The 19667-nt window shown below is 58.7% G+C and carries 16 protein-coding genes; 9 read left to right on the forward strand and 7 right to left on the reverse strand.

Annotation, left to right across the window (positions count from 1 at the left end; translation table 11 throughout):
* A partial coding sequence (locus tag FJ980_RS18935) for a UDP binding domain-containing protein (RefSeq protein WP_246676459.1) occupies positions 1–195 on the forward strand: 195 nt, incomplete at its 5' end.
* 104 nt (positions 196–299) lie between these two features.
* Here the strand turns inward: FJ980_RS18935 and FJ980_RS18940 are convergent.
* Positions 300–482, reverse strand: a complete 183-nt coding sequence (locus FJ980_RS18940; protein WP_140545337.1) for a DUF768 domain-containing protein — start codon at positions 480–482, stop codon at positions 300–302.
* 1086 nt (positions 483–1568) lie between these two features.
* Here FJ980_RS18940 and FJ980_RS18950 point away from each other — a divergent pair.
* From FJ980_RS18950 to FJ980_RS18985, 8 genes are all read left to right on the forward strand, one after another.
* Positions 1569–4307: an AMP-binding protein gene (locus FJ980_RS18950; RefSeq protein WP_181181252.1), complete on the forward strand. Its 2739-nt coding sequence runs from the start codon at positions 1569–1571 to the stop codon at positions 4305–4307.
* Positions 4304–5287, forward strand: a complete 984-nt coding sequence (gene nadE, locus FJ980_RS18955) for an NAD(+) synthase (protein ID WP_181181253.1) — start codon at positions 4304–4306, stop codon at positions 5285–5287. Before FJ980_RS18950 ends, nadE begins: the two co-directional genes overlap by 4 nt.
* A 2-nt stretch (positions 5288–5289) precedes the next feature.
* On the forward strand, positions 5290–7308 hold the full coding sequence (gene asnB, locus FJ980_RS18960) for an asparagine synthase (glutamine-hydrolyzing) (protein ID WP_140545341.1): 2019 nt from the start codon (positions 5290–5292) through the stop codon (positions 7306–7308).
* Positions 7305–8858: an AMP-binding protein gene (locus tag FJ980_RS18965; protein ID WP_181181254.1), complete on the forward strand. Its 1554-nt coding sequence runs from the start codon at positions 7305–7307 to the stop codon at positions 8856–8858. The genes asnB and FJ980_RS18965 overlap by 4 nt, the downstream gene beginning before the upstream one ends.
* A 54-nt stretch (positions 8859–8912) precedes the next feature.
* Positions 8913–9179 carry an acyl carrier protein gene (locus FJ980_RS18970; RefSeq protein ID WP_140545343.1) on the forward strand — a complete coding sequence of 89 codons (267 nt, stop codon included), beginning with the start codon at positions 8913–8915 and terminating at the stop codon, positions 9177–9179.
* A 46-nt stretch (positions 9180–9225) separates the two neighbouring features.
* The gene (locus FJ980_RS18975; protein ID WP_140545345.1) at positions 9226–9939 is read left to right on the forward strand and encodes a class I SAM-dependent methyltransferase; all 714 of its coding nucleotides are present in this window, start codon (positions 9226–9228) and stop codon (positions 9937–9939) included.
* Between the two features lie 336 nt (positions 9940–10275).
* A complete protein-coding gene (locus tag FJ980_RS18980; RefSeq protein WP_140545359.1) occupies positions 10276–11970 on the forward strand; it encodes a type I secretion system permease/ATPase in 1695 nt (564 codons plus the stop codon).
* A gap of 11 nt (positions 11971–11981) precedes the next feature.
* On the forward strand, positions 11982–13337 hold the full coding sequence (locus FJ980_RS18985; protein WP_246676461.1) for an HlyD family type I secretion periplasmic adaptor subunit: 1356 nt from the start codon (positions 11982–11984) through the stop codon (positions 13335–13337).
* Positions 13338–13369: 32 nt separating this feature from the next.
* Here the strand turns inward: FJ980_RS18985 and FJ980_RS18990 are convergent, their stop codons facing one another.
* From FJ980_RS18990 to FJ980_RS19015, 6 genes are all read right to left on the reverse strand, one after another.
* Positions 13370–14632 (reverse strand): polysaccharide biosynthesis/export family protein, encoded by a 1263-nt coding sequence (locus FJ980_RS18990; RefSeq protein ID WP_140545347.1) that lies wholly within the window; start codon positions 14630–14632, stop codon positions 13370–13372.
* 15 nt (positions 14633–14647) lie between these two features.
* A complete protein-coding gene (locus FJ980_RS18995) occupies positions 14648–15889 on the reverse strand; it encodes a hypothetical protein (RefSeq protein ID WP_140545348.1) in 1242 nt (413 codons plus the stop codon).
* A complete protein-coding gene (locus FJ980_RS19000; RefSeq protein ID WP_140545349.1) occupies positions 15886–16890 on the reverse strand; it encodes an SDR family NAD(P)-dependent oxidoreductase in 1005 nt (334 codons plus the stop codon). Before FJ980_RS19000 ends, FJ980_RS18995 begins: the two co-directional genes overlap by 4 nt.
* Positions 16891–16958: 68 nt before the next feature.
* The gene (locus FJ980_RS19005; RefSeq protein ID WP_140545350.1) at positions 16959–17633 is read right to left on the reverse strand and encodes a sugar transferase; all 675 of its coding nucleotides are present in this window, start codon (positions 17631–17633) and stop codon (positions 16959–16961) included.
* Positions 17630–18766, reverse strand: a complete 1137-nt coding sequence (locus FJ980_RS19010) for a DegT/DnrJ/EryC1/StrS aminotransferase family protein (RefSeq protein WP_140545351.1) — start codon at positions 18764–18766, stop codon at positions 17630–17632. Before FJ980_RS19010 ends, FJ980_RS19005 begins: the two co-directional genes overlap by 4 nt.
* Before the next feature lie 50 nt (positions 18767–18816).
* Entirely contained in the window at positions 18817–19539 is a 723-nt protein-coding gene (locus tag FJ980_RS19015; RefSeq protein WP_140545352.1) for an NDP-sugar synthase, read from the reverse strand.
* Positions 19540–19667 lie beyond the last annotated feature (128 nt).

Genomic DNA, 19667 nt, shown 5'->3' on the forward strand with positions numbered 1-19667 from the left:
AAGGAGGCGGCGCTGCGCGGCGCCGACGCGCTTTTGATCTGCACCGAATGGAAGAGCTTCCGCGCGCCGTCCTTCGACGCGCTCAAGGATGCGCTGACCACGCCGGTCATCTTCGACGGCCGCAATCTCTACGATCCCAAGGTGATCGCGCGCTACGGCATCGAATACTTCTCGATCGGCAGGATGGCGGCATGAGGGCGCCAAATAGACATCTTACTTCAACATGTCCGACAGGGCAGCTGTAGTTCCTATCATTGTGGCCGGAGCGCTTCTTCGGTTGCGCAGCCCGCGTTCTGCTCTCAATCCGGCACGGGATCCCTATTTCCAAGCGCCTCGAGCATCGTTGAGAAGATGCTGCCGACCTCCTCCGAAATCTCTTCTGATCGAATTCCAGCGTTTTTTGCGTCGCTGGTTAATCGCCTTGCAAGCTCTTGCGCTAAGATTGTGTCAGATGATGAATGATGCGGCAGATTGCTATCCATCCACTCCTGGAGGAATTTCAGGCCTCGTTCACTCACTGTAAAACCATTCCAGGGTTGTATCCATGATTAAGTGCAATCAAGCTTGACCAGTTTATCCACGCTATAATTTGTCACCGCCGGGATCGTTCCCTATTCAAACTCGCAGATGGCTCATATTGTCCGCGCATGGAACGACGGCACGCCATCCGGCGGGGTATGGACAAGCTTTGGGAAGTCTACGACGTAGGCGACCAAAAAGTTTTGCTCGTTGACGGAATTCCTTTGGCGCATTTGCGGGTCGAAGAAGCGCTGGACGCTCTGGACCTGCTAGAAGGCGGCTTCCTCGTTCCAAGTGATACTCCCCTGGTAGGGTGAAGTGATTGCCGACAGCCGTTTCTTCCACGAATATCTCCGCGCCGGCTTGCACACCTGCCACCCCGAGAGCACGCACAGGGTAGCAAATTTAGATACCCACGTGGTTCGTTCGCATGTTTCGCCCACAATTGGTCCGAACGGATATGTTCGTTCTGGCGAGATTGCGAAAATCTTGCTGGCTAGGCCCGGCGGCTAGCCGCTGCCACCCGTTGCTCCAGACGCCGTGTTCCCCAAATTGTTGCGACTCTCTTCTCGAACATAGCGCAACTAAACGCCTGGCTAGGTGAACCCCTTCACATGGCGGATGATCGGGTCCGCTGCCGGCGGAACTCGCTAAGTGCCGTCGATGCAAAACCGATCGTATAGACTGCGGTATTTCCAAAAGACCGTCCGAAGAACAGCAACCGAGTCGATCGCGCGCTGCGCGCTGTAACTATCTTCAAAACTTTTTTCAGTGGATATCGTACCGAACCGCTGAGCGCGACATGCCTTTTGGCAACACAGACCGTGGCGCTAGACGAGCCATTCAGAATGCAAATCTGCCCCGCCCCGCGCCGCGGCATCAGCTCTCCATGTCGTACGGCTGTTCTTTAAGTCTGACGGCCCGTCGTCACGAGGCGGCCGCGAAATTTTTCGATGTACACCTCTAGCGTCGCCAGCATCATCAGAATGATCGATGAAATGGTTTGTGCGGGCGGCGATAACTGACGCTATCCATAGCGTGAGCCCGTCATGTCACCAGCCTACTCAGGATCGGAACTCGCGATTGAATATCCGCGGACGGATTCTCAATCGGCGGCATATAACAAATGGACGAACGTCCCGGAATACGCTCTCGACCAAGGCGGCCCTGTCTTGCGCCCCTATCAGCGGATGGACGCTGATTATGCCGATGTCGCCATTGTCGATCATTTGAAAAATGTGGCCACTCAGTATCCCGAAAAGCTGGCGATTACCGACGCAACCAACCGCTTCACTTATTCGGAACTCGTCTCGGCTGTCGAAGCGCTGGCTAGCCGCATCCTCGCCATCACTCCCGCCGGCAACGCCGTCGGTATTCTTCTTGCGAATACGGCCTTCTTTCCGTTGGCGATGCTGGCGAGCATGGCCGCAGGGCGGCCTTTGGTACCCCTGAACACGAGGGATCCGGACACCAGGATCAATGCGATCGTGTCCGAGGCGCGGTTATCGACCGTCATAGGGGATGGAGATGTCCGACCCACGGGCCTGCCGCGAGCTGTCGGCTGGATAAATGTCTCGCCCCGCGGCGAACCGAAGAGCGATCGCGTTCCCCAGCTCCATCCGGTATCCGTGGATGCCCCCGCTATCGTCCTATACACTTCGGGCAGTACAGGTCGGCCAAAAGGCATCGTTAACAGTCAACGCAGCCTGCTATGGCGTGTTCAGCAATATGTAAACGCCTGTCACATCAATGAGCAGGACGTATTCCTGCCTCTCACGGGACCGGCCACCATCGCCGGGTGTCGAGAGGTGCTGGCCGCCCTTCTTACCGGCGCCACATTGCATCTTCTTGAGGTCGAAGCCGTAGGCTTGCGCGCGGTTTTACACCGGATGCAAGCCGAGGGAGTGACCGTCACTTACCTGGTGCCGGCTCTCCTGCGTGCGCTTATGGCGAACAAATCAGAAGACGCATTCCGCAGTCTCAGGGTAGCTCGTATCGGCGGCGAAAAGGTTTCACGGTCTGATATCAAGCTGCTACGCGACGCCGTTTCAAGCAACTGCCTGGTGCAGATCGGCTACTCGTCAACCGAGACGACAGGATCACAATGGTTTGTACCGACCGATTGGTCGGAGCAGGCTGCCTCGGTTCCCGTTGGATGGCTCCTTCCAGGGATTAGTTTTGCAATCATCGACGAGCAAGGACGCCCGGTGCCGCCCGGCGGGACTGGAGAGCTTGTCATAAAGAGTCCGTATGTCTTGCTTGGCCATTGGGAGAACGGCGTCGTCGTGCCCGTGGCTGCAGACCCCGAAAACCCGTCCGTCCGCATCTTTGAAACGGGTGACCTCGTTCAACTGGACAACCATGGCCTGCTACAGATCATGGGTCGCAAGGGGCGTCAGATAAAAATCAATGGCCGACGCGTTGAGCCCGCGGAGCTGGAGCGGGTTTTGCGTGGCGCGCCTTCCGTTGAGGACGCTGTAGCGATTGTGACGGCGTCAACGGAACTCATCGCCTTCGCCGTACCTCGCGGGCCGGCCACTTCCAACTTCGCGGACGATCTCCGCCATCTTGCCCGAACGACGCTGCCGCCGCCTCTATGCCCATTGAGACTGCACGCCATTGCCGAAATTCCACGCCTGCCGGGCGGGAAGGTCGACATGGCGAGGCTTGCCGAGTTGGACGGCGCAAGCGTGAGGCAGGACCGCATTGTCCAGGCTCCGAATACAGGACCCGAACGGACTATCCAGCAGATCGTGCAACGTGCCTGGACCAAGATTCTGAACACGCGCGTTGCCGCGGGACGTTGGGATGACGCCGGCGGCGATTCGCTGAAGCTGCTGCATTGTGTCATGGAGATCGAAAGCGTCCTCGGCCTGGAGATCGACCTTGAACCTTTCACCGTCGGAATGAATTTCGACGAAATGGTGAAAGCCGTCGCGGCCGCGAAAGCAGGTAACGAGCAGGCCAGCTCGCGCAAAGAGCATCCGCCAATTCTCTTCCTGCTCCCCGGGTCCGTCGGCTATGGCCCTAGCCTTGCCGCCTTCGCGGCCTCCATGGGTAGAACCGCCCGGGTTGTCCCGATCAGGTATCCAGCCCTGGCAATGATACTGCAGGGAAAAAACTCGGTCGCAGATATGGCCGAGGCCGCGCTCGACCAAATACGCCGCGCCCAGCCTGAAGGTAACGTACGACTTCTCGGCCATTCGCTTGGCGGCGTCGTTGCTTTTGAAGTTGCTTCAAGGCTGTTGGCTGTCGGACGAAATGTGAAATTTCTGGGCATCCTCGACACAAGCCTGCTCGGTGAACGGAGCACTTACCGAGAGACGGTCGTCCGCACAATTCATCGAATCCGAACCAATCGTATTACCGCCTACAGAATGGCTTGCCGCGCCCTTGCAAAAGTCGTGGTCCGAATGGGCTACGAGATGCAACTGGCCCGCTTGCTTGATCGCTATGCCCAGGAGAAATTCAACGCGACCAGCTTTAGGGCCAAGCTGGAGCTTCAGGAAGTTTTGAGGGCAAAGGCGTTTTTTCAGTGGCTCCAGACGCCAAGACCCCGACTGCCGATCACCGGTACCCTATTTCGCTGCGCCCGTCCTGGAATGCCTCGCGCCATCGGGTGGGACAATGCTTTCGCAGACCTGGATGTGATCCCAATCATCGGCACCCACATCGACATGGTCTCAGAGCCTAACGTGGCCTCCAACCGACCGCTCATCGAGGCGGCCGTGGCCCGAACTTATCTGCCAGAAGAATCTCGCCAGGGGGAGGAACGGTCATCGACGTGATCTCGGGGTTTGGCAAGGATGCCCTGGTGCTCGACGCTCGTGCCGAGGTCGATCGCATCGTAGAAGCCTTGCGCCGACAGGTCTTTGGTACACTCCGGCGCCGAGGTGTCGTTGTCGGCCTCTCCGGAGGCATCGACAGCTCCGTCGTCGCAGCGCTCTGCGTCGGCGCGTTCGGGAAAGATAAGGTCCTCGGCCTATTCATGCCGGAATCCCATTCTTCCGGCGACTCGCTGCGGCTTGGCCGAACGATTGCGTCGCAACTTGGTATCGATTCGATCGTTGAAGACATCACGCCTGCCCTGGAGGGCATCGGTGCCTATTCCCGTCAGATCGAGGCGATCCGGACCGTCGTTCCCGCCTACGGTCAAGGCTGGAAGTGCAAGCTGGTGATGGCGTCGGTTCTGGAAAGCAACGGCATCAACATTACTAGGCTGACGGTCGAGGATCCGGATGGCAAAGTCGACACGGTCAGACTGCCACCTGCAACCTATCTGCAGATCGTCGCCGCCACCAACTACAAGCAACGCGTGCGAAAGATGACGGAGTATTACCACGCGGACCGTCTCAACTACGCGGTGGCAGGCACACCAAACCGGCTGGAGCACGACCAAGGCTTTTTCGTCAAACAGGGCGACGGAATCGCCGACGTGCTGCCGATCGTCCACCTCTACAAGACGCAAGTCTATCAACTAGCGGAGTATCTCGGGATAGACCCTGAGGTGCGGCGCAGGCCACCAACCACGGATACGTTCTCCATGGCGCAAAGCCAGGAGGAGTTCTATTTCGCATTGCCATATCACCTGACGGACTTGTGTCTCTATGGCCTGAACCACGGTATTTCTGCCAACGAGATCGCCGCGGTCGCCGGCCTCACTCCCGACCAGGTTCAGAAGGTCTTCAAGGACATTGAAAGCAAGCGGCGCGCAGCGCGTTATCTTCACGCGAGACCCCTGCCCGCCGTCGAGATGGACGAGGGCTGAGCGTGTGCGGCATAGCCGGAATCGTGGCACTGGACGCTACCGCGGCGCGGCCTTCACGCGAGGCGCTCCTGCGCATGGCGGGGTCGCTCGTGCATCGCGGTCCGGACGAACACGGCCTCTACCGCGACAATCGCGCGGGGCTGGCCCACGCACGCCTTTCAATTGTCGACCTTTCGAGTGGGCAACAGCCGCTTGCCGACACGGGCGGCAAGACCTGGATCGTCTTCAACGGCGAGATTTTCAACTACGTTGAGCTTCGCGAAAAGCTGGTCGCGCTCGGTCATCGCTTCCGCACCCGCAGCGACACCGAAGTGGCGGTTCATGCATATCGCGAATGGGGTGACTCCGCTTTTGAGCGCATGAACGGGCAATGGGCAGTCGCGATCTGGGATTCGCTGGCCGGCCGCCTCGTGCTATCGCGCGATCGGTTCGGCATATGCCCCCTGCATTTTTGCGAGCACGCCGGGCGCCTCTATTTTTCCAGCGAAGTGAAGGCCATTTTCGCAGCCGACGCGGCTTTGCCGCGAGCCTTCGATCCAGCCGGCATTGATCAGACGTTCACTCTCTGGACGGTGGTCCCGCCGCAAGGCGTATTCAAGGGGGTTCGGGAACTCAAGCCTGGCCACATTCGCGTCTATGAGAACGGAACCGTTCGCGAGCAGGCATTCTGGAAACCCAGCTATCCCGAGGCGTTCGACGAACGCCATGAATTCCCAGGGTCGCTCGATGATGCCGTGGACAAAGTGCGCGAGGCTCTGCAGTTGGCGACGGCGCTGCGGATCGACCAGGCCGATGTGCCTGTTGGCTGCTACCTGTCTGGCGGACTCGACAGCTCGCTTGTCGCCATGATGGCAAGCCGCATCGCCGGCGACCGCTTCCAGACGTTTTCGTTGCGGTTTGCCGATGCTGAATATGACGAGACCAGCTACCAGCGATTGGTGGCAGGCGCGACCGGCAGCGAGCACCACGAGGTGACGGTTTCTCGCAGCGATATCGCCGATGTCTTTCCAGAGGTGATCTACCACACCGAACGTCCGATCCTGAGGACCGCGCCGGCGCCACTGCTTCTGCTTTCAAGATTGGTACGCGAGCACGGAATCAAGGTCGTGCTGACGGGCGAAGGCGCGGATGAAATGTTCGCCGGCTACGACCTGTTCCGGGAGGGGAAGGTGCGCCGCTTCTGGGGGCATCAACCATCCTCGACGAGACGCGCGCGACTGCTGGAGCGCCTGTACCCCTATCTCACTCGTTCTCCGGTGCATCAGCAAGCAATGGCGCGTCAGTTCTTCGGATACGATATCCACGCTCATGATGCGCCAGGCTTCGCACATGGCACCCGTTGGCGCACGACCAGCGCTCTCAAGCGGTTGTTTTCTGCCGACATGAAAGCCGAGACCGAACCGAATAACGCGGCCGCCGAGTTCCTTGCGCGCCTGCCCGCCGAATTTTCGCGCTGGGACGCTCTGGCACAAGACCAGTATATCGAAATCCAGACTTTGATGTCCGGTTATCTGCTCTCCTCGCAGGGAGACCGAATGCTGATGGGCAACTCTGTCGAAGGGCGCTTCCCGTTCCTCGACGATGACGTTGTAAAACTCGCGAACTCGCTTCCAGCCAAATACAAGCTGCGCGTTCTGGATGAGAAGCACGTGCTGAAGCGGGTGGCCGAGCCGATCCTGCCGCCGGAAGTCATTGCCCGCAAGAAACAGCCCTACAGGGCGCCGAACGCCCAATGCTTCGTTGCCGACAATGCACCAGCCTATGTGCGCGAGGCACTTTCGGAAAGAGCGTTGCGCGACGCAAATGTCTTCGATGCGGAGTCGGTCGCGCGCCTGCTGGGCAAGTGCCGAGCCAGGACCATGGACCAAGATCTTTCCAATTCCGACAACATGGCGCTGGTGGGCGTGCTCTCCACCCAGCTTCTTCACCAGCAGTTTATCGCAAGCCGCCCCATCGGCAGCCAGAAGATCGCGCTCAGCGTCGACGTTGACCATGAGATCAAGGAAGGGGTGTTGGCATGATGCATGGAGCCATACCGCTGTTGCACGACTATCTCAGGCACTCGGCCGACCGGCTGGGTGACAAGGTGGCGCTGGTCTGCGGCGGGCAACGCGTGACCTATGCCGAGATCGAGACCCGTGCCAACAGCGTTGCGCAACACCTGGCGGACGCCGGAGTGACGCGCGGCGATCGCGTGATGATCTTCGCCGACAACACCGTCGAGACGGTCGTCAGCTTCTGGGCCGTGCTCAAAGCGAACGCCGTGGTGTGCATCGTCAATCCGCTGACCAAGAGCGACAAGCTGCATTACCTGCTCAACGATTGCCTGCCAGCCGCGCTGATAACGGACAACCATCTGACCTCGGTCTTCAGCGAGCCGGCCCGCAACTGCCCGTCACTGCGCCGGATGATTGTCTCCGGGCCTGTAGATGACGCAGAGTTGATGCAACTGCCCAATGCGGTTCGCTGGGACGTTGCGATTGCCGGCAACAGGGCGGCACCGGCGCGCAGATGCATCGACATTGATCTCGCCGCCATAATCTACACGTCAGGTTCTACCGGCGAGCCCAAGGGCGTGATGCTGACGCACACAAACATGATGGCGGCTTGCACTTCGATCGCATCGTACCTTGAGCTCGGCGAAGACGAAGTGATCCTAAATGTCCTGCCCTTGGCATTCGACTACGGCCTGTATCAGATGATCATGGCGTTCCGCACTGGCGCCCGTCTGGTGCTTGAACGCTCGTTTGCTTTTGCAGCGCAGATCCTTGGACTGGTCAAGCAAGAGCGGGTCACGGGTTTCCCCGGCGTGCCTACCATTTTTGCGGCGCTCTCGGAGCTCAAATCGCTGAAGGACCAAGATTTTTCGAGCATTCGCTATGTTACGAATACCGCGGCCGCCCTGCCGTTGAAGCATATTCTCATGCTCCAGGACCTTTTTCCGAGCGCGCGCATCTATTCAATGTACGGGCTCACCGAGTGCAAGCGCTGCACCTACCTGCCGCCAGAGGACCTCGAGCGAAAGCCGTCGAGCGTCGGGATAGCCATCCCGAACACGGAAATGTGGATCGTCGACGACGATGACAAGCGGGTCGGCCCCGACGTCGTCGGCCAGCTCGTCATCCGGGGGGCGACCGTGATGAAGGGCTACTGGGGCAAGCCAGAGGCGACCGCAAGGAAGCTTAAACCTGGTCCTCTGCCCGGTGAACAGGTCCTCTACACCGGCGACTACTGCCGGATCGACGCGGAAGGGTACCTTTATTTCGTAGGTCGTGGCGATGAGATCATCAAATCCCGTGGCGAGAAGGTCGCTCCCAAAGAGGTTGAGAACGCGCTTGTTGGCATTCCAGGGGTGCGGGAGGCCGCCGTGATAGGCGTTCCGGACGAACTTCTTGGCCAGGCGGTGAAGGCGTTCGTCGTGATGGAGCAAGGGAGGTCCATCGACGAGAAACAACTGCAGAAGGAATGTCAAAGGCGGCTGGAAAATTTCATGGTGCCAAAATCAATTGTTATTGTATCCAGCCTGCCGATGACAGATACGGGAAAACTTAAGAAGACGGCTTTAGCGTGAGCCGTTTTCCACGAGACTTGATGTCAATTTTCTTGTTTTAATCGGGGAAGCAAAATGTTGTCCAGCGAAGACAGGATAGAGACTTACAGCGAGAAAATTCGGGGGTTCCTAGCGTCCAACTTCTATGTTGCAGACGCTGAGGCCTTGGAAAGCAATACGTCCCTGCTCGACCAAGGTATCGTCGACTCGACGGGAGTCCTGGAGGTCATCGGATTCATTGAGGAAACCTTTGGCATTGTCGTCGAAGACAGCGAGCTTCTGCCTGAGAACCTCGATTCCATCCAAGGGATTGCACAATACGTCATCCGAAAAAAGAACTGATCACAGCTGTCTCCCGAACGACAGCGTTGGGAAAAGCGGGGTTGTCGTGAGCCAAGAAATCAGCGTCGAGGATGCCTACAGCAAAGGGCGCACCATCTTCATGGGGCTGGAGTTGCTCGTGGCACCTGGCGCGCTTGTGCCACGCCCGGAGACGGAACTGCTGGGCACAGCCGCCCTCGGCGCCTTGGATCAGTTGAGGACTGCCGAACCCCGCGTTATCGACATGTGCTGCGGCGCCGGCAATCTGGCATGCGCCATAGCGCACTATGCCCCCACCGCTCGGATCTGGGCGAGCGACTTAACTGATGGGTGCGTCAAAGCCGCACGCCGCAACGTCGACCATCATGGACTGGCAGGGCGCGTTTCGGTGCTGCAGGGCGACCTGTTTGAGCCTCTCTCCGGCCCGGAACTTGTCGGCAGGATCGACATGATCGTCTGCAACCCGCCATACATCTCGGAAAAGCGGCTCGAGGGCGACCGCTCTCACTTGACCGAGCTCGAGCCGCGCGAGGCGTTTGCGGCTGGCCCTTACGGCCTGAGCATCCACATGCGGGTGATAAGAGACGCGCCGCAATACCTGCGGCCAGGTGGCATGCTGCTGTTCGAGGTCGGCCTTGGCCAGGACCGGCAAGTCGTGAGCCTGCTCAACCGCGCAAAGGCCTACGAGAATATTGGCACGATCTCGAACGAAGCTGGCGAGGGCCGTGTGGTTGTCGCCCATATGAAGAACCCCGATGAACCACGCGCGTCGAATGTCTGATCGGGTCACTTTCCTCATCCAACAGACATCAAAACGTGATTCGACAAAGGGCAAAGCCCGTCAACCTTCAAATGGTCAATAAACGCTCGCTTTCCAGGGTCGGTTATCCCCAGCTTGTTCGTGGCGATTCACGATTTAGCGTCCGAGCGTCACGATTTTGCTGCATTTTGATAAAATTTGACGAATGTTAGCTTGATGTAATGTTCGGGGTGGGCGGGTCACAACGAAAGGTAAGATCTTGTCCTACGCTGACAGCGTCCACGAGGCCGTGCGACAATCTCGAGTGAGAGATCGCGCGTCGTGAGGGAACATCGTACGCAACATTTGCTCTCAGCCATGTCGGGTTGTTGGTCCGGGCTGGTTGGCATTGGTCTCTTTTCGGCGGTGATAAACATTCTAGCCCTGACCGGCTCCGTCTACATGCTGCAGGTGTATGACCGTGTGCTTCCCTCGCAGAGCGTTCCGACGCTCGTGGGATTTACGGTCGGCATGCTGGGCCTCTACGCCATATACGGGCTGCTCGATTTCGTGCGGCTTCGCTTGCTGGTTCGTATCGGCAATCGCCTGTACAGAAATCTGCAGCACAAGGCCTTCACCATATCGCTGTCGGTACCCCTGGTCGCCGGGCAGGAGGCGAACCGGGTGCAGCCGCTTCGCGACTTGGACCAGTTGCGCGGCTTTCTCTCCGGCCTGGGGCCGACCGTTTTTTTCGACGCCCCGTGGATGCCGTTTTATATGGTGGTCATCTACCTGTTGCACCCTTCCCTTGGGCTATTGGCAACCGTCGGCGCCGTTGTTGTCGTGCTTTTGACCGTGGTCGCAGAAATTGCCGGCCGCGGCCCCGCGGCCCGAACTTCCGAAACACTGGTCGCGCAACGCATCCTTGCAGATGCAGGCCGCCGCAACGCGGAAGTCGTTCAGGCGATGGGTCTCTCCGCCAGGCTTGGCCGACGCTGGGGAGAAGTCAGCCATGCCTATCTCAAGAACCAGGAACGGCTCTCTGACATCGTGGGCGGAACTGGATCATTGTCGAAGACACTCAGGATGGCCTTGCAATCGAGTGTACTCGGGCTGGGCGCTTATCTGGTGATCGGGGGGGACGCTTCCCCGGGTGTGATCATCGCATCTTCCATATTGCTTGGCCGCTCTTTGGCGCCGGTCGACGCCGCGATCGCAAACTGGAGAGGATTTCTGGCCGCGCGCCGAAGCTATTCCGACTTGACTGCAGCGCTCGATGCTTTCGATAGCCAAAGCGCTCCCATGGAGCTTCCCAGCCCGCGGGGGCAGCTCTCCGTCGAGGAATTGACGATAGCCCCTCCAGGCGCACAACGGCCGACGGTTCTAAATGTAAGCTTTCGCCTGGCGAGCGGCGCTGGGATGGCGGTCGTCGGCCCTAGCGGTTCCGGGAAGACAACGCTGGTGCGTGCCCTGGTTGGAGTATGGAAGCCAATTCGGGGAACCGTTCGATTGGACGACGCTGCTCTCGATCAGTGGAGTTCGGAACTGCTCGGTGCTCATATCGGCTATTTGCCGCAGGATGTCGAACTGTTCGATGGAACGGTTGCCGACAACATTTCGAGATTTGGTGGCCAGAGCGACCCAAAAGGCGTCATGGCAGCCGCTCGAGCGGCGGGTGCCGACAAGATGATCATGCGATTGCCTCAGGGATTCCAAACACGAATCGGCGAAGGCGGAACGGCCCTGTCGGCCGGGCAGAGGCAGCTAGTCGGACTGGCCAGGGCACTTTATGGCGATCCGTTTCTTGTCGTGCTCGACGAACCGAATTCCAACTTGGATTCAGACGGCGATGTTGCGTTGGCGGGAGCGATCCTGGCGGTGCGCCAGCGTGGCGGTATCGTGATCGTCGTGGCGCATCGCCCCTCTGCGCTCGTCAATATTGACCAGGTATTGGTCATGTCGAACGGGATGGTCCACGCATTTGGCCCGCGAGAAGATGTTCTCTCGAATGTCGTCCGCCCCTTCCCCCATCCAGCAGTCGTTCCGCTGCAAAAAAATGCCGGCAACGCTTGAGGTCTTATTCCGTGTCTGACGCGACGATTTCCTATGCTCGTGTCGACGACGCAAGTCGTTGGCTCGGAACCAGGCTGACCAAAGATCCGGATGGCATCCGTGCCAACCTGGTTCTGGGCGTGGCCACCACCGCCTTTCTGATCGTTGGCGGAGGGACCTGGCTGGGATTGACCAAGATCGCCGGCGCTGTGATCGCGCCAGCGACCGTTGTGGTCGAAAGCAGTGTAAAGAAGGTCCAACATCGGACCGGCGGCACCATCGGTGGGATCTTCGCCCAGGATGGTGATCATGTGCGTGCCGGCGCCGTGTTGGTCAGGCTTGACGATACGCTCACACGCTCAAACCTGCAGATCGTCAGTGAAGATCTCGACCGGGTAACCATCCGTCTGGCCAGGCTCGAGGCAGAGCGGCAAGGGTTGCCGGAAATGCAGGTTCCACCCAGTCTGCGCGTGAGGATGAGCGACCCGCGGGTGGCTGCTCTTGTCAACGGAGAACGTGCCTTGTTTGAAAGCCGGGCTACGGCATTGGCTGGCCAAAAGGCGCAGTTGCAGAGCCGCTCGATGCAACTCAGACATCAGATTGACGGTCTCAAGGCTCAGCTTGCCGCGACGAATGACTCCCTGGATCTCCTTACCCACAGCCTTGCCGACGTCCAAGCTCTTTACTCCAAGAAATTGGTGTCCAAGGAGCGACTGAGCAATGTCAGCCTGGAAGAGGCTCGTTCTCGCGGTGAATCGGGGCGACTTGTTGCAGCAATCGCTGAGGTGCAGGCCCACATCAGTGAAACGGACTTGCAGGTGCTTCAGCTCGACGAGCAGATGCGCAGCGACGTGACAAGCGAGCTCCGCGAAAACGAAGCGAAGCGTACAGAACTCGAAGAGCGTAAGATAGTGGCGGACGACGAGCTGGCAAGGACGGATATCCGATCTCCCCAGACCGGGACGGTACAAGAATCCTCTATCCATACCGTCGGCGGCGTAATTGGACCGGGAGAGGTGCTCATGGTGGTTGTACCCGATACCGACAACCTTGTTGTGGATGCGCTCATTCCGCCGACCCGGATGGATGATGTCCAGCCCGGGCAGCGGGTATCAATCCGCTTTCCCTCCTTCGACGTCGGTACGACACCCGTCTGCGAGGGTTCAGTGAAGCGTATCTCCGCAGATTTGATCAAGGATCAGGAACGCCAGCTTTCCTATTTTTCGGCTCGCATCCACGTCGACAACCAGGCCACCTGCCTGAAGGGTGAGAAAATCCTGAAACCAGGCATGCCTGCCGAAGTTCACATAAGCACTAACGAGCGCAGCGTCTGGTCGTATTTGCTTAAGCCATTGACCGATCAGATTTCCCGGGCCTTCAAGCAATAGCGGGACTGCAAACGCGGCCCGCGGCTAACGCCCTACTGGCTTGCTGCACGTCCTAGACCGCTGCTGAACCTCACCTCGATCGTATCTCCCGGGAGCACTTCTGAATCTTCTTCGACGAGTTGCTTGCGCCATTCTTCACCAATCTTGCGCACGATGGTGATCTGGGTCTGAATCGCTTCTCCGCTTACCGGCAACGGCAGAGCGGACGCGCCAGCGGGCTGTAATTTCTGGCTAGTGGCGTGGAGCCTTGCGGTGGTGTCGGCAAGACGGACATCGGTATCCTTCAACTCGGTCAGCAAACCGATCCTTCGCAGGTTTTCATTGCGCTCGCGTTGCCTGAGATAATCCTCCTGCTGGCGTCGCGCCCGCATGAGCTCGACCGATGTCTGAAGCTGCCCATTGGAAGAGAGAAGCGCGGAGCGCCTGACGTCAGACAGCCTGGCGTTGGTCAGATTGCCCGCTTGAAACAATTTCGTCACCCGAGCCAGGTCATCCTCATCCGCCTTGACCCCGTCGCTCTCGACCTGCTGGCGCTTGGTCAGAACGTCGATCTGCGCCGCGGCATCCTTTGCGCCCTGATCAACGTAGCTTTGCTCCTGCTGGAAGTTATCGAGAGAGATCTTCAGCGCCTCTCCCTCGGCGTCGGCAATGGCCGAGCTGAAGGCGGCAGACAATGGTGACCCTTGGGGGGGCTTGGTATCGAAACTTGGCTGATCCTGCAGTTCGGCGCGAATGCGAGCACTATGGTAATAGTCGCGGGTGTATTCCCCCCAAAGCGATTCATAGTCGCGCTGCAGATCAACCGGGTCGGGACCAGTCTGATTTACGCGTGAGCGCAAAAGGCTGAGACCGCCAGACACCGCAATCGCCTGTCTCACCGTCATGAGAGGCCGATATGCCTGCTGGCCGGGAGTGAGCACCTCGCCAGTCACGTAGATCGGACGATATTCCGCGACTATCGCGGTCACGTCGCCAGGTTGGACAACGATCATCTGCTCTCGCCCATCGGGCAAACGCTGGTGAAATATCTTGGTAGGCAAGATCGTTTCCATGCGGGCCTGCAGTTCGGCAGGCGTCAGACCGCCGATTGATATCTTCCCGACTTGGGGAAGCGCGATCGTGCCGTCCATCTGGATTACCGCACGTTGAGTTCGTTCCGGTATCGAAGAGATTCCTATTTCGACGATGTCGCCGGGGGAGAGATGGTAGGCTGGCCGTACGTCCGCCGCGGAGGCAGCATCAACCGCAGCCAGCACACCTATCGCTGCAAGAAGATTTCGGTTCATGAATGCCATCGGTGACATCTCCATTCAGTTCGACTTCGCCTCTTCCGACCAGTCGACGCGGGTGACGAAGTCATAAACAGGTCCGCCAGGCACACCCCAGTTGCTGGACCAGATTACCTGCGAGCCATCGGGCGACGGCGAGGCATGGGTCTCGCTGCGGTAGTCGAAATCAACGCTGCGCGTTTGCGCTATGCGCCGAACCTCTCCGCTGCCATCGAGGCGCAGCGCGATAACCTCTCGTGCGTAGGGTGCCATTTCCGGACGGGCCGAAACCTCATTCGGGTCGCCGCCGTAGCTCAGGAATACCCAGCCAGGCTTGTCCAAAGCACGCAGAGAAGCATGCGAGGCCTCGCCGTATTTCATAAGCGCAGTTACTTTCCCATCAGACAGCCGGCGTTTGATCACCTGATAGCTGTCCGGATAGGATTTGCTGATGCCGACGTAGATCTCGCTCCCATCGGCGTCGACCGTCATGTCGCCATGCCCCGGCCGATGATGCTCTGTCCACTGCTGGCCTGGAGCGCCGTCGATCGAAAAAATAAACGCCTGTTCGGTGCCGTCCGCCAGTGCCTGGATGCAGAGAATATTTTCGCCCAGAGGAGAGATCGAACAGTTCTCATTGACCCCAGCAAGCGGCGCAAGTGCGATATCGGCAAACTTGCTATGCTGCTTGAGATCATACGCGAAGACGACCTCGGCACCGTCCGATCGAAGTGCACGCACTGCCAGGCGATTACCGTCTCGGCTCGGGTTGCCTTTGCCTGGTCCGAAGTGCAGATCCCGATAGTCCTTTGAATCGAACAGCACATCCTCGTGATTGGTCCGCGGCGCCCAGGTCGATATCCGTCGGCCTCGAACGCAAATCATCAGATCCGCATTTTGGGGATGCCACTCACATTCGCCCGATCGATCGCGCATCAGCAGCGGTAGGAATGTGTGTCCGTCGAAAAAGCACATCCCGTTGCAGCCGTTGATTATAACGAGAAGGCTCTGGTCCGCATTCCAGGCTTGGGCGCTGGAATAACGGTGGCTGCAATAATCTTTTATGCACGCGACCCCATTTCCAAGCGGCCCGGATTTTGTGATCCGGGTGAATGTTTCCCCGAACGCGGGATCGACCGTAGGACGCAGATAGTCCGGCAACTGCATCGCCGGCGTCGCAACAAAGTGCGTTGACGTGTTGCTCGCCTGGCTTGCGGCAGCATGCGGACCAAGGCACGCGACAGCGAAGATCATCGACAACGCTAGTCGGCGACGACAAGTCATGTCATGTAGCCCATTTCCCGGCGCACCCGCCCCTCGCTGAGACGCGCTTTCCACCATGATATGGTGCGCTCCAACCCATCTCGCAGATTGGTACGGGCTCGCCATCCGGTCTGCGTTTCGAATTGCGTCGAGTCTGCAAGCAGCGCGCGAACCTCGGAGTTCTGTGGGCGCAAGCGGCTTTCATCCCGATAGACAGGCTTCTTCGATCCGCTCAACTCGACCACCAGGTCCAGGACTTCCGCGATCGTCGCGGCACGCTGGCTTCCGGCATTGTAGGCATGGCCAAATTTAAGTTCCGCCACGCCTGCGGTCAGGAATGCCGCGGCCGTGTCTTCGACAAACGTTAGATCGCGGATAGGGCTCGTATCCCCGACCATGATGGCCGAGCAGTTCTTGTCGAGGGCCTGCCTGATTATGGTCGGCACTATCGCCCTCTCGCTCTGGCGTGGGCCGTAGGTATTGAATGGGCGCAGAGTTACGACCGGAACATCAAATGACCTGGCGTAGGCTTCGGCCATCATGTCGGCCCCGATCTTGGATGCCGAATATGGAGACTGGCCCTGCAGCGGATGAGATTCCTTGATAGGCATGGTCAGCGCCGTGCCGTAAACCTCGCTGGTCGAGGTGTGCACGACGCGTTCCGTGTCCCACTGACGCGCTGCCTCGAGAACATTCATCGTCCCCATGACATTGGTTTCTACGTATGACTGGGCAGCCGCATACGAATATGGAATCGCGATTAGGGCAGCCAGATGAAAAACCACAGCTTGGCCGCGCATGATCCTGTTCAGGAACGCGCTGTCGCGCACGTCGCCACGCACGGATTTCAGGTGGCCTCGGATGTTGTCCGGCAAATCGTCAAGCCAGCCGTGACTGTCGAACGAATTGTAGAGCGCCAATGCTGTGACATCCGCTCCGTTGCGGACCAGCGCCTCGGTGAGATGCGATCCGATAAATCCATCGGCGCCCGTGACCAGTACCTTTTTGCCTTTGTAGTCCATGACCAATCGTCCCTCTTGCCATGTCCACTCTGACGGTGACACTCACCGGAGTGTCAGCCCGACTGCGCCTAAGTCGCGATCGGCGACGGCGGTACCCGGCCGACAACGGCTAGAAAACCGCGAGCCATCCAGACGGCGTCAGCCACCAGAGTTCGCTGCGGATAATAGGAAAGGTCGATCCTGGCCTTGGCGGGAAACAGGGTCTCGCGATAGTACAGCACCGGATCCGTGAACTTCGGATAGAAACTCGCTTCGTTGCGGAAGAGAACCTGGCTCGGACCGAGTAGGCCAGGCTTGTACTGCAAAACAGCCTCGGCGCCGCCGTGGAAACAATCGGCGAACGCCAGGCTCTCCGGTCGCGGCCCAATGATTGCCATGTCGCCTATGATCACATTCCACAGTTGCGGCAGTTCATCGAACTTTGTCGCGGCGAGCACGCGCCCTATCGTTGTCATGCGCTTGTCGTCGGCGACCGTCAGCGCGAGGCCGTGGGGATCGCATCGCGCGTCGAACTTGCGGAACTTGTACATGCGAAAAGGCTGAGCCCCGGCGCCCAAGCGGGTTTGTGCAAACAAAACGGGCCTACCGCCCTCGGCCAGAAGGGCAATGGCGATCAGCAGCATCAGTGGCGCAAACAAGACCGCAGCAACGCTCGCAATAGCAATGTCGATCAAACGCCGCACAGACCCATGGGCCGAGACTGCAACGAAGTGTCGGTGGAGGGATTGATCTGTCGCATTCATGCGGCCGTTCCCGCTTTAGTACAGCCGCTCACCGCAGTTGCCAGAGCCTCCACAACCGCTTCGACCACCGCTGAGGTCATCTGCGGGTGAAGTGGAATCGTCAATTCCCGCTGGGCAAAGTCTTCTGTTCGCGGCAATTGGGTCCCGGGAAAAAGCTCGCGGTACAACGTCATCCGGTGCACGGGCGGATAGTGGATCGTTGTTTGGATTCCCTGGTTGCGCAGTTCGTCGATAACGGCTTGCCTGTCGGCGTATCGCGGCAAAAGTATCGGCATGATGTGGTGCGCGGACCTCCGCGATTCACTGAATGGAACGGCTATTGCCGGGCAATGTGTTGCAATGAGTCGGCGATAAAGGACGACGAGGATACGCCTTACTTCGTTCCATTCTTGCAGGTTTCCTAACTGGACAAGTCCGATTGCGGCCCGCATCTCGTCCATACGGTAATTGAACCCAAGCATGGTGACGTCATACTGCGGCGTGCGGCTGTTCAGCCGCTGGTGTGTGCCGGTGGTCATCCCGTGCCCGCGCGCTTGGCGAATCCTTTCGAGCAGTTCATGGTCTTGGGCGATTACGGCGCCGCCCTCGGCGGTTGTCATGTTCTTGTTGCCGTAGAAGCTGAAGGCCGCGGCAACGCCGAAGGTCCCTACTTCTCTCAAGCCAGGAGCATGCGCCGCGTCTTCAATGATGTGCAGTCCCCGTACACGAGCGAACCTTTGCCATTGTTCTCGATTGGCCAGATACCCGGCGAAGTGAACGAGAATAATGGCCTTCGTTCGCGGCGTGCATCGGGCCTCGGCTTCCGCAAGCGACATCAACGGCAAGTCGGCTGATTCAATATCGACAAAGACGGGAGTTGCACCAACATAGAGCACTGAGTTCGCGGTTGCCACGAAAGTTAGCGACGGAACCAACACCTCATCGCCCGGGCCAATGCCAAGTCCGTGCAAAATGAGATGAAGCGCCGCAGTACAGGAACTCACTGCAACGCAATCGTCCGCGCCATGCATGCGGGCAAACGACTCTTCAAACAATCGAACCTGCTCGCCCATGGTCAACCAGCTGCTATCAATGACCTTTGATAGAGCCGCCTTCTCCGGAACACCCAAAATCGGGGCACTGACCAAGAGCATGGTGACCTCACTCCCAAATCATCATTCGTGTTTGAGTTTCTCGCTGTTTGTCAGGCAGCCGCTGCCGCGACTTCGATCGAAGCCGACTGCTCTTCCCAGGAAATGGCTTGAGCATTCTGGAAATCGTCGACGCGGCCGATATCGAGCCAGAGTCCGTCATGCTTGTAGACATGGACGACCGTGCCTTGCTGCATCATCTGCAGCATCAAGTCGTCGAATCCGAATGGAATGCCGGAGGGAATAAAACTCAGAACATCCGGATTCATGCAGTAGATGCCCATGCTAACGAGATGAGAAAGCGTCGGCTTCTCGCGGAACATCTGCACTGCATCGTCGACTTCGTCGATGACGCCGAAATCCATCTTGATAAGACGGTTGGCGGTAGCGATGGTCACCGGATCCTTGTGCTTGCGGTGGGCAGCTGTGAATCGGCTGAGGCTAAGATCGGTGAGAACGTCGCCGTTCAGCACGATAAAGGGTTCGGTCAGTTCATCTCGGATGAGCGACAGTGGCCCGATGGTGCCCAGCGGCTCCATCTCCTGAGTGTACCGTATTTTCAGGTTCCATTGCGAACCATCACCGCACACGCTGCGGATGAGATGGCCGAGATACCCGGTCGTGATGTAGACCTCTTCAATGCCATTGCGTCGCAGCCATTTGAGAAGCAGCTCGAGCACGGGCCGGGCACCAATTGGCATCAGCGGCTTCGGCAACACCGACGTAAAGGGACGAAGTCGTGTTCCCATTCCACCGCATTGAATAACCGCTTTCATCCGATCCTCCATAGTTCATCGCCGCGTCAATGGTTGGTGCCTTGGTAGACGCGTTCAGACCTCTTTCGACCATGGTGGGTCGGATGGAAAAGTCGCCACGTGTCCGTCCCGAGCATCTTATGAAGAAC

The sequence above is a fragment of the Mesorhizobium sp. B1-1-5 genome (assembly GCF_006443065.1).
Taxonomy (GTDB): Bacteria; Pseudomonadota; Alphaproteobacteria; order Rhizobiales; family Rhizobiaceae; genus Mesorhizobium.

What these genes read in the sequence shown, in the direction of transcription:
- FJ980_RS19010 (WP_140545351.1), bottom strand. Translation starts at nt 18,766, where the DNA reads ATGCTCTTGGTCAGTGCCCCGATTTTGGGTGTTCCGGAGAAGGCGGCT.
- FJ980_RS19005 (WP_140545350.1), bottom strand. Translation starts at nt 17,633, where the DNA reads ATGAATGCGACAGATCAATCCCTCCACCGACACTTCGTTGCAGTCTCG.
- FJ980_RS18970 (WP_140545343.1), top strand. Translation starts at nt 8,913, where the DNA reads ATGTTGTCCAGCGAAGACAGGATAGAGACTTACAGCGAGAAAATTCGG.
- FJ980_RS18990 (WP_140545347.1), bottom strand. Translation starts at nt 14,632, where the DNA reads ATGGCATTCATGAACCGAAATCTTCTTGCAGCGATAGGTGTGCTGGCT.
- FJ980_RS18950 (WP_181181252.1), top strand. Translation starts at nt 1,569, where the DNA reads ATGTCACCAGCCTACTCAGGATCGGAACTCGCGATTGAATATCCGCGG.
- FJ980_RS19000 (WP_140545349.1), bottom strand. Translation starts at nt 16,890, where the DNA reads ATGGACTACAAAGGCAAAAAGGTACTGGTCACGGGCGCCGATGGATTT.
- FJ980_RS18940 (WP_140545337.1), bottom strand. Translation starts at nt 482, where the DNA reads ATGGATAGCAATCTGCCGCATCATTCATCATCTGACACAATCTTAGCG.
- FJ980_RS18980 (WP_140545359.1), top strand. Translation starts at nt 10,276, where the DNA reads ATGTCGGGTTGTTGGTCCGGGCTGGTTGGCATTGGTCTCTTTTCGGCG.
- FJ980_RS19015 (WP_140545352.1), bottom strand. Translation starts at nt 19,539, where the DNA reads ATGAAAGCGGTTATTCAATGCGGTGGAATGGGAACACGACTTCGTCCC.
- FJ980_RS18995 (WP_140545348.1), bottom strand. Translation starts at nt 15,889, where the DNA reads ATGACTTGTCGTCGCCGACTAGCGTTGTCGATGATCTTCGCTGTCGCG.
- FJ980_RS18965 (WP_181181254.1), top strand. Translation starts at nt 7,305, where the DNA reads ATGATGCATGGAGCCATACCGCTGTTGCACGACTATCTCAGGCACTCG.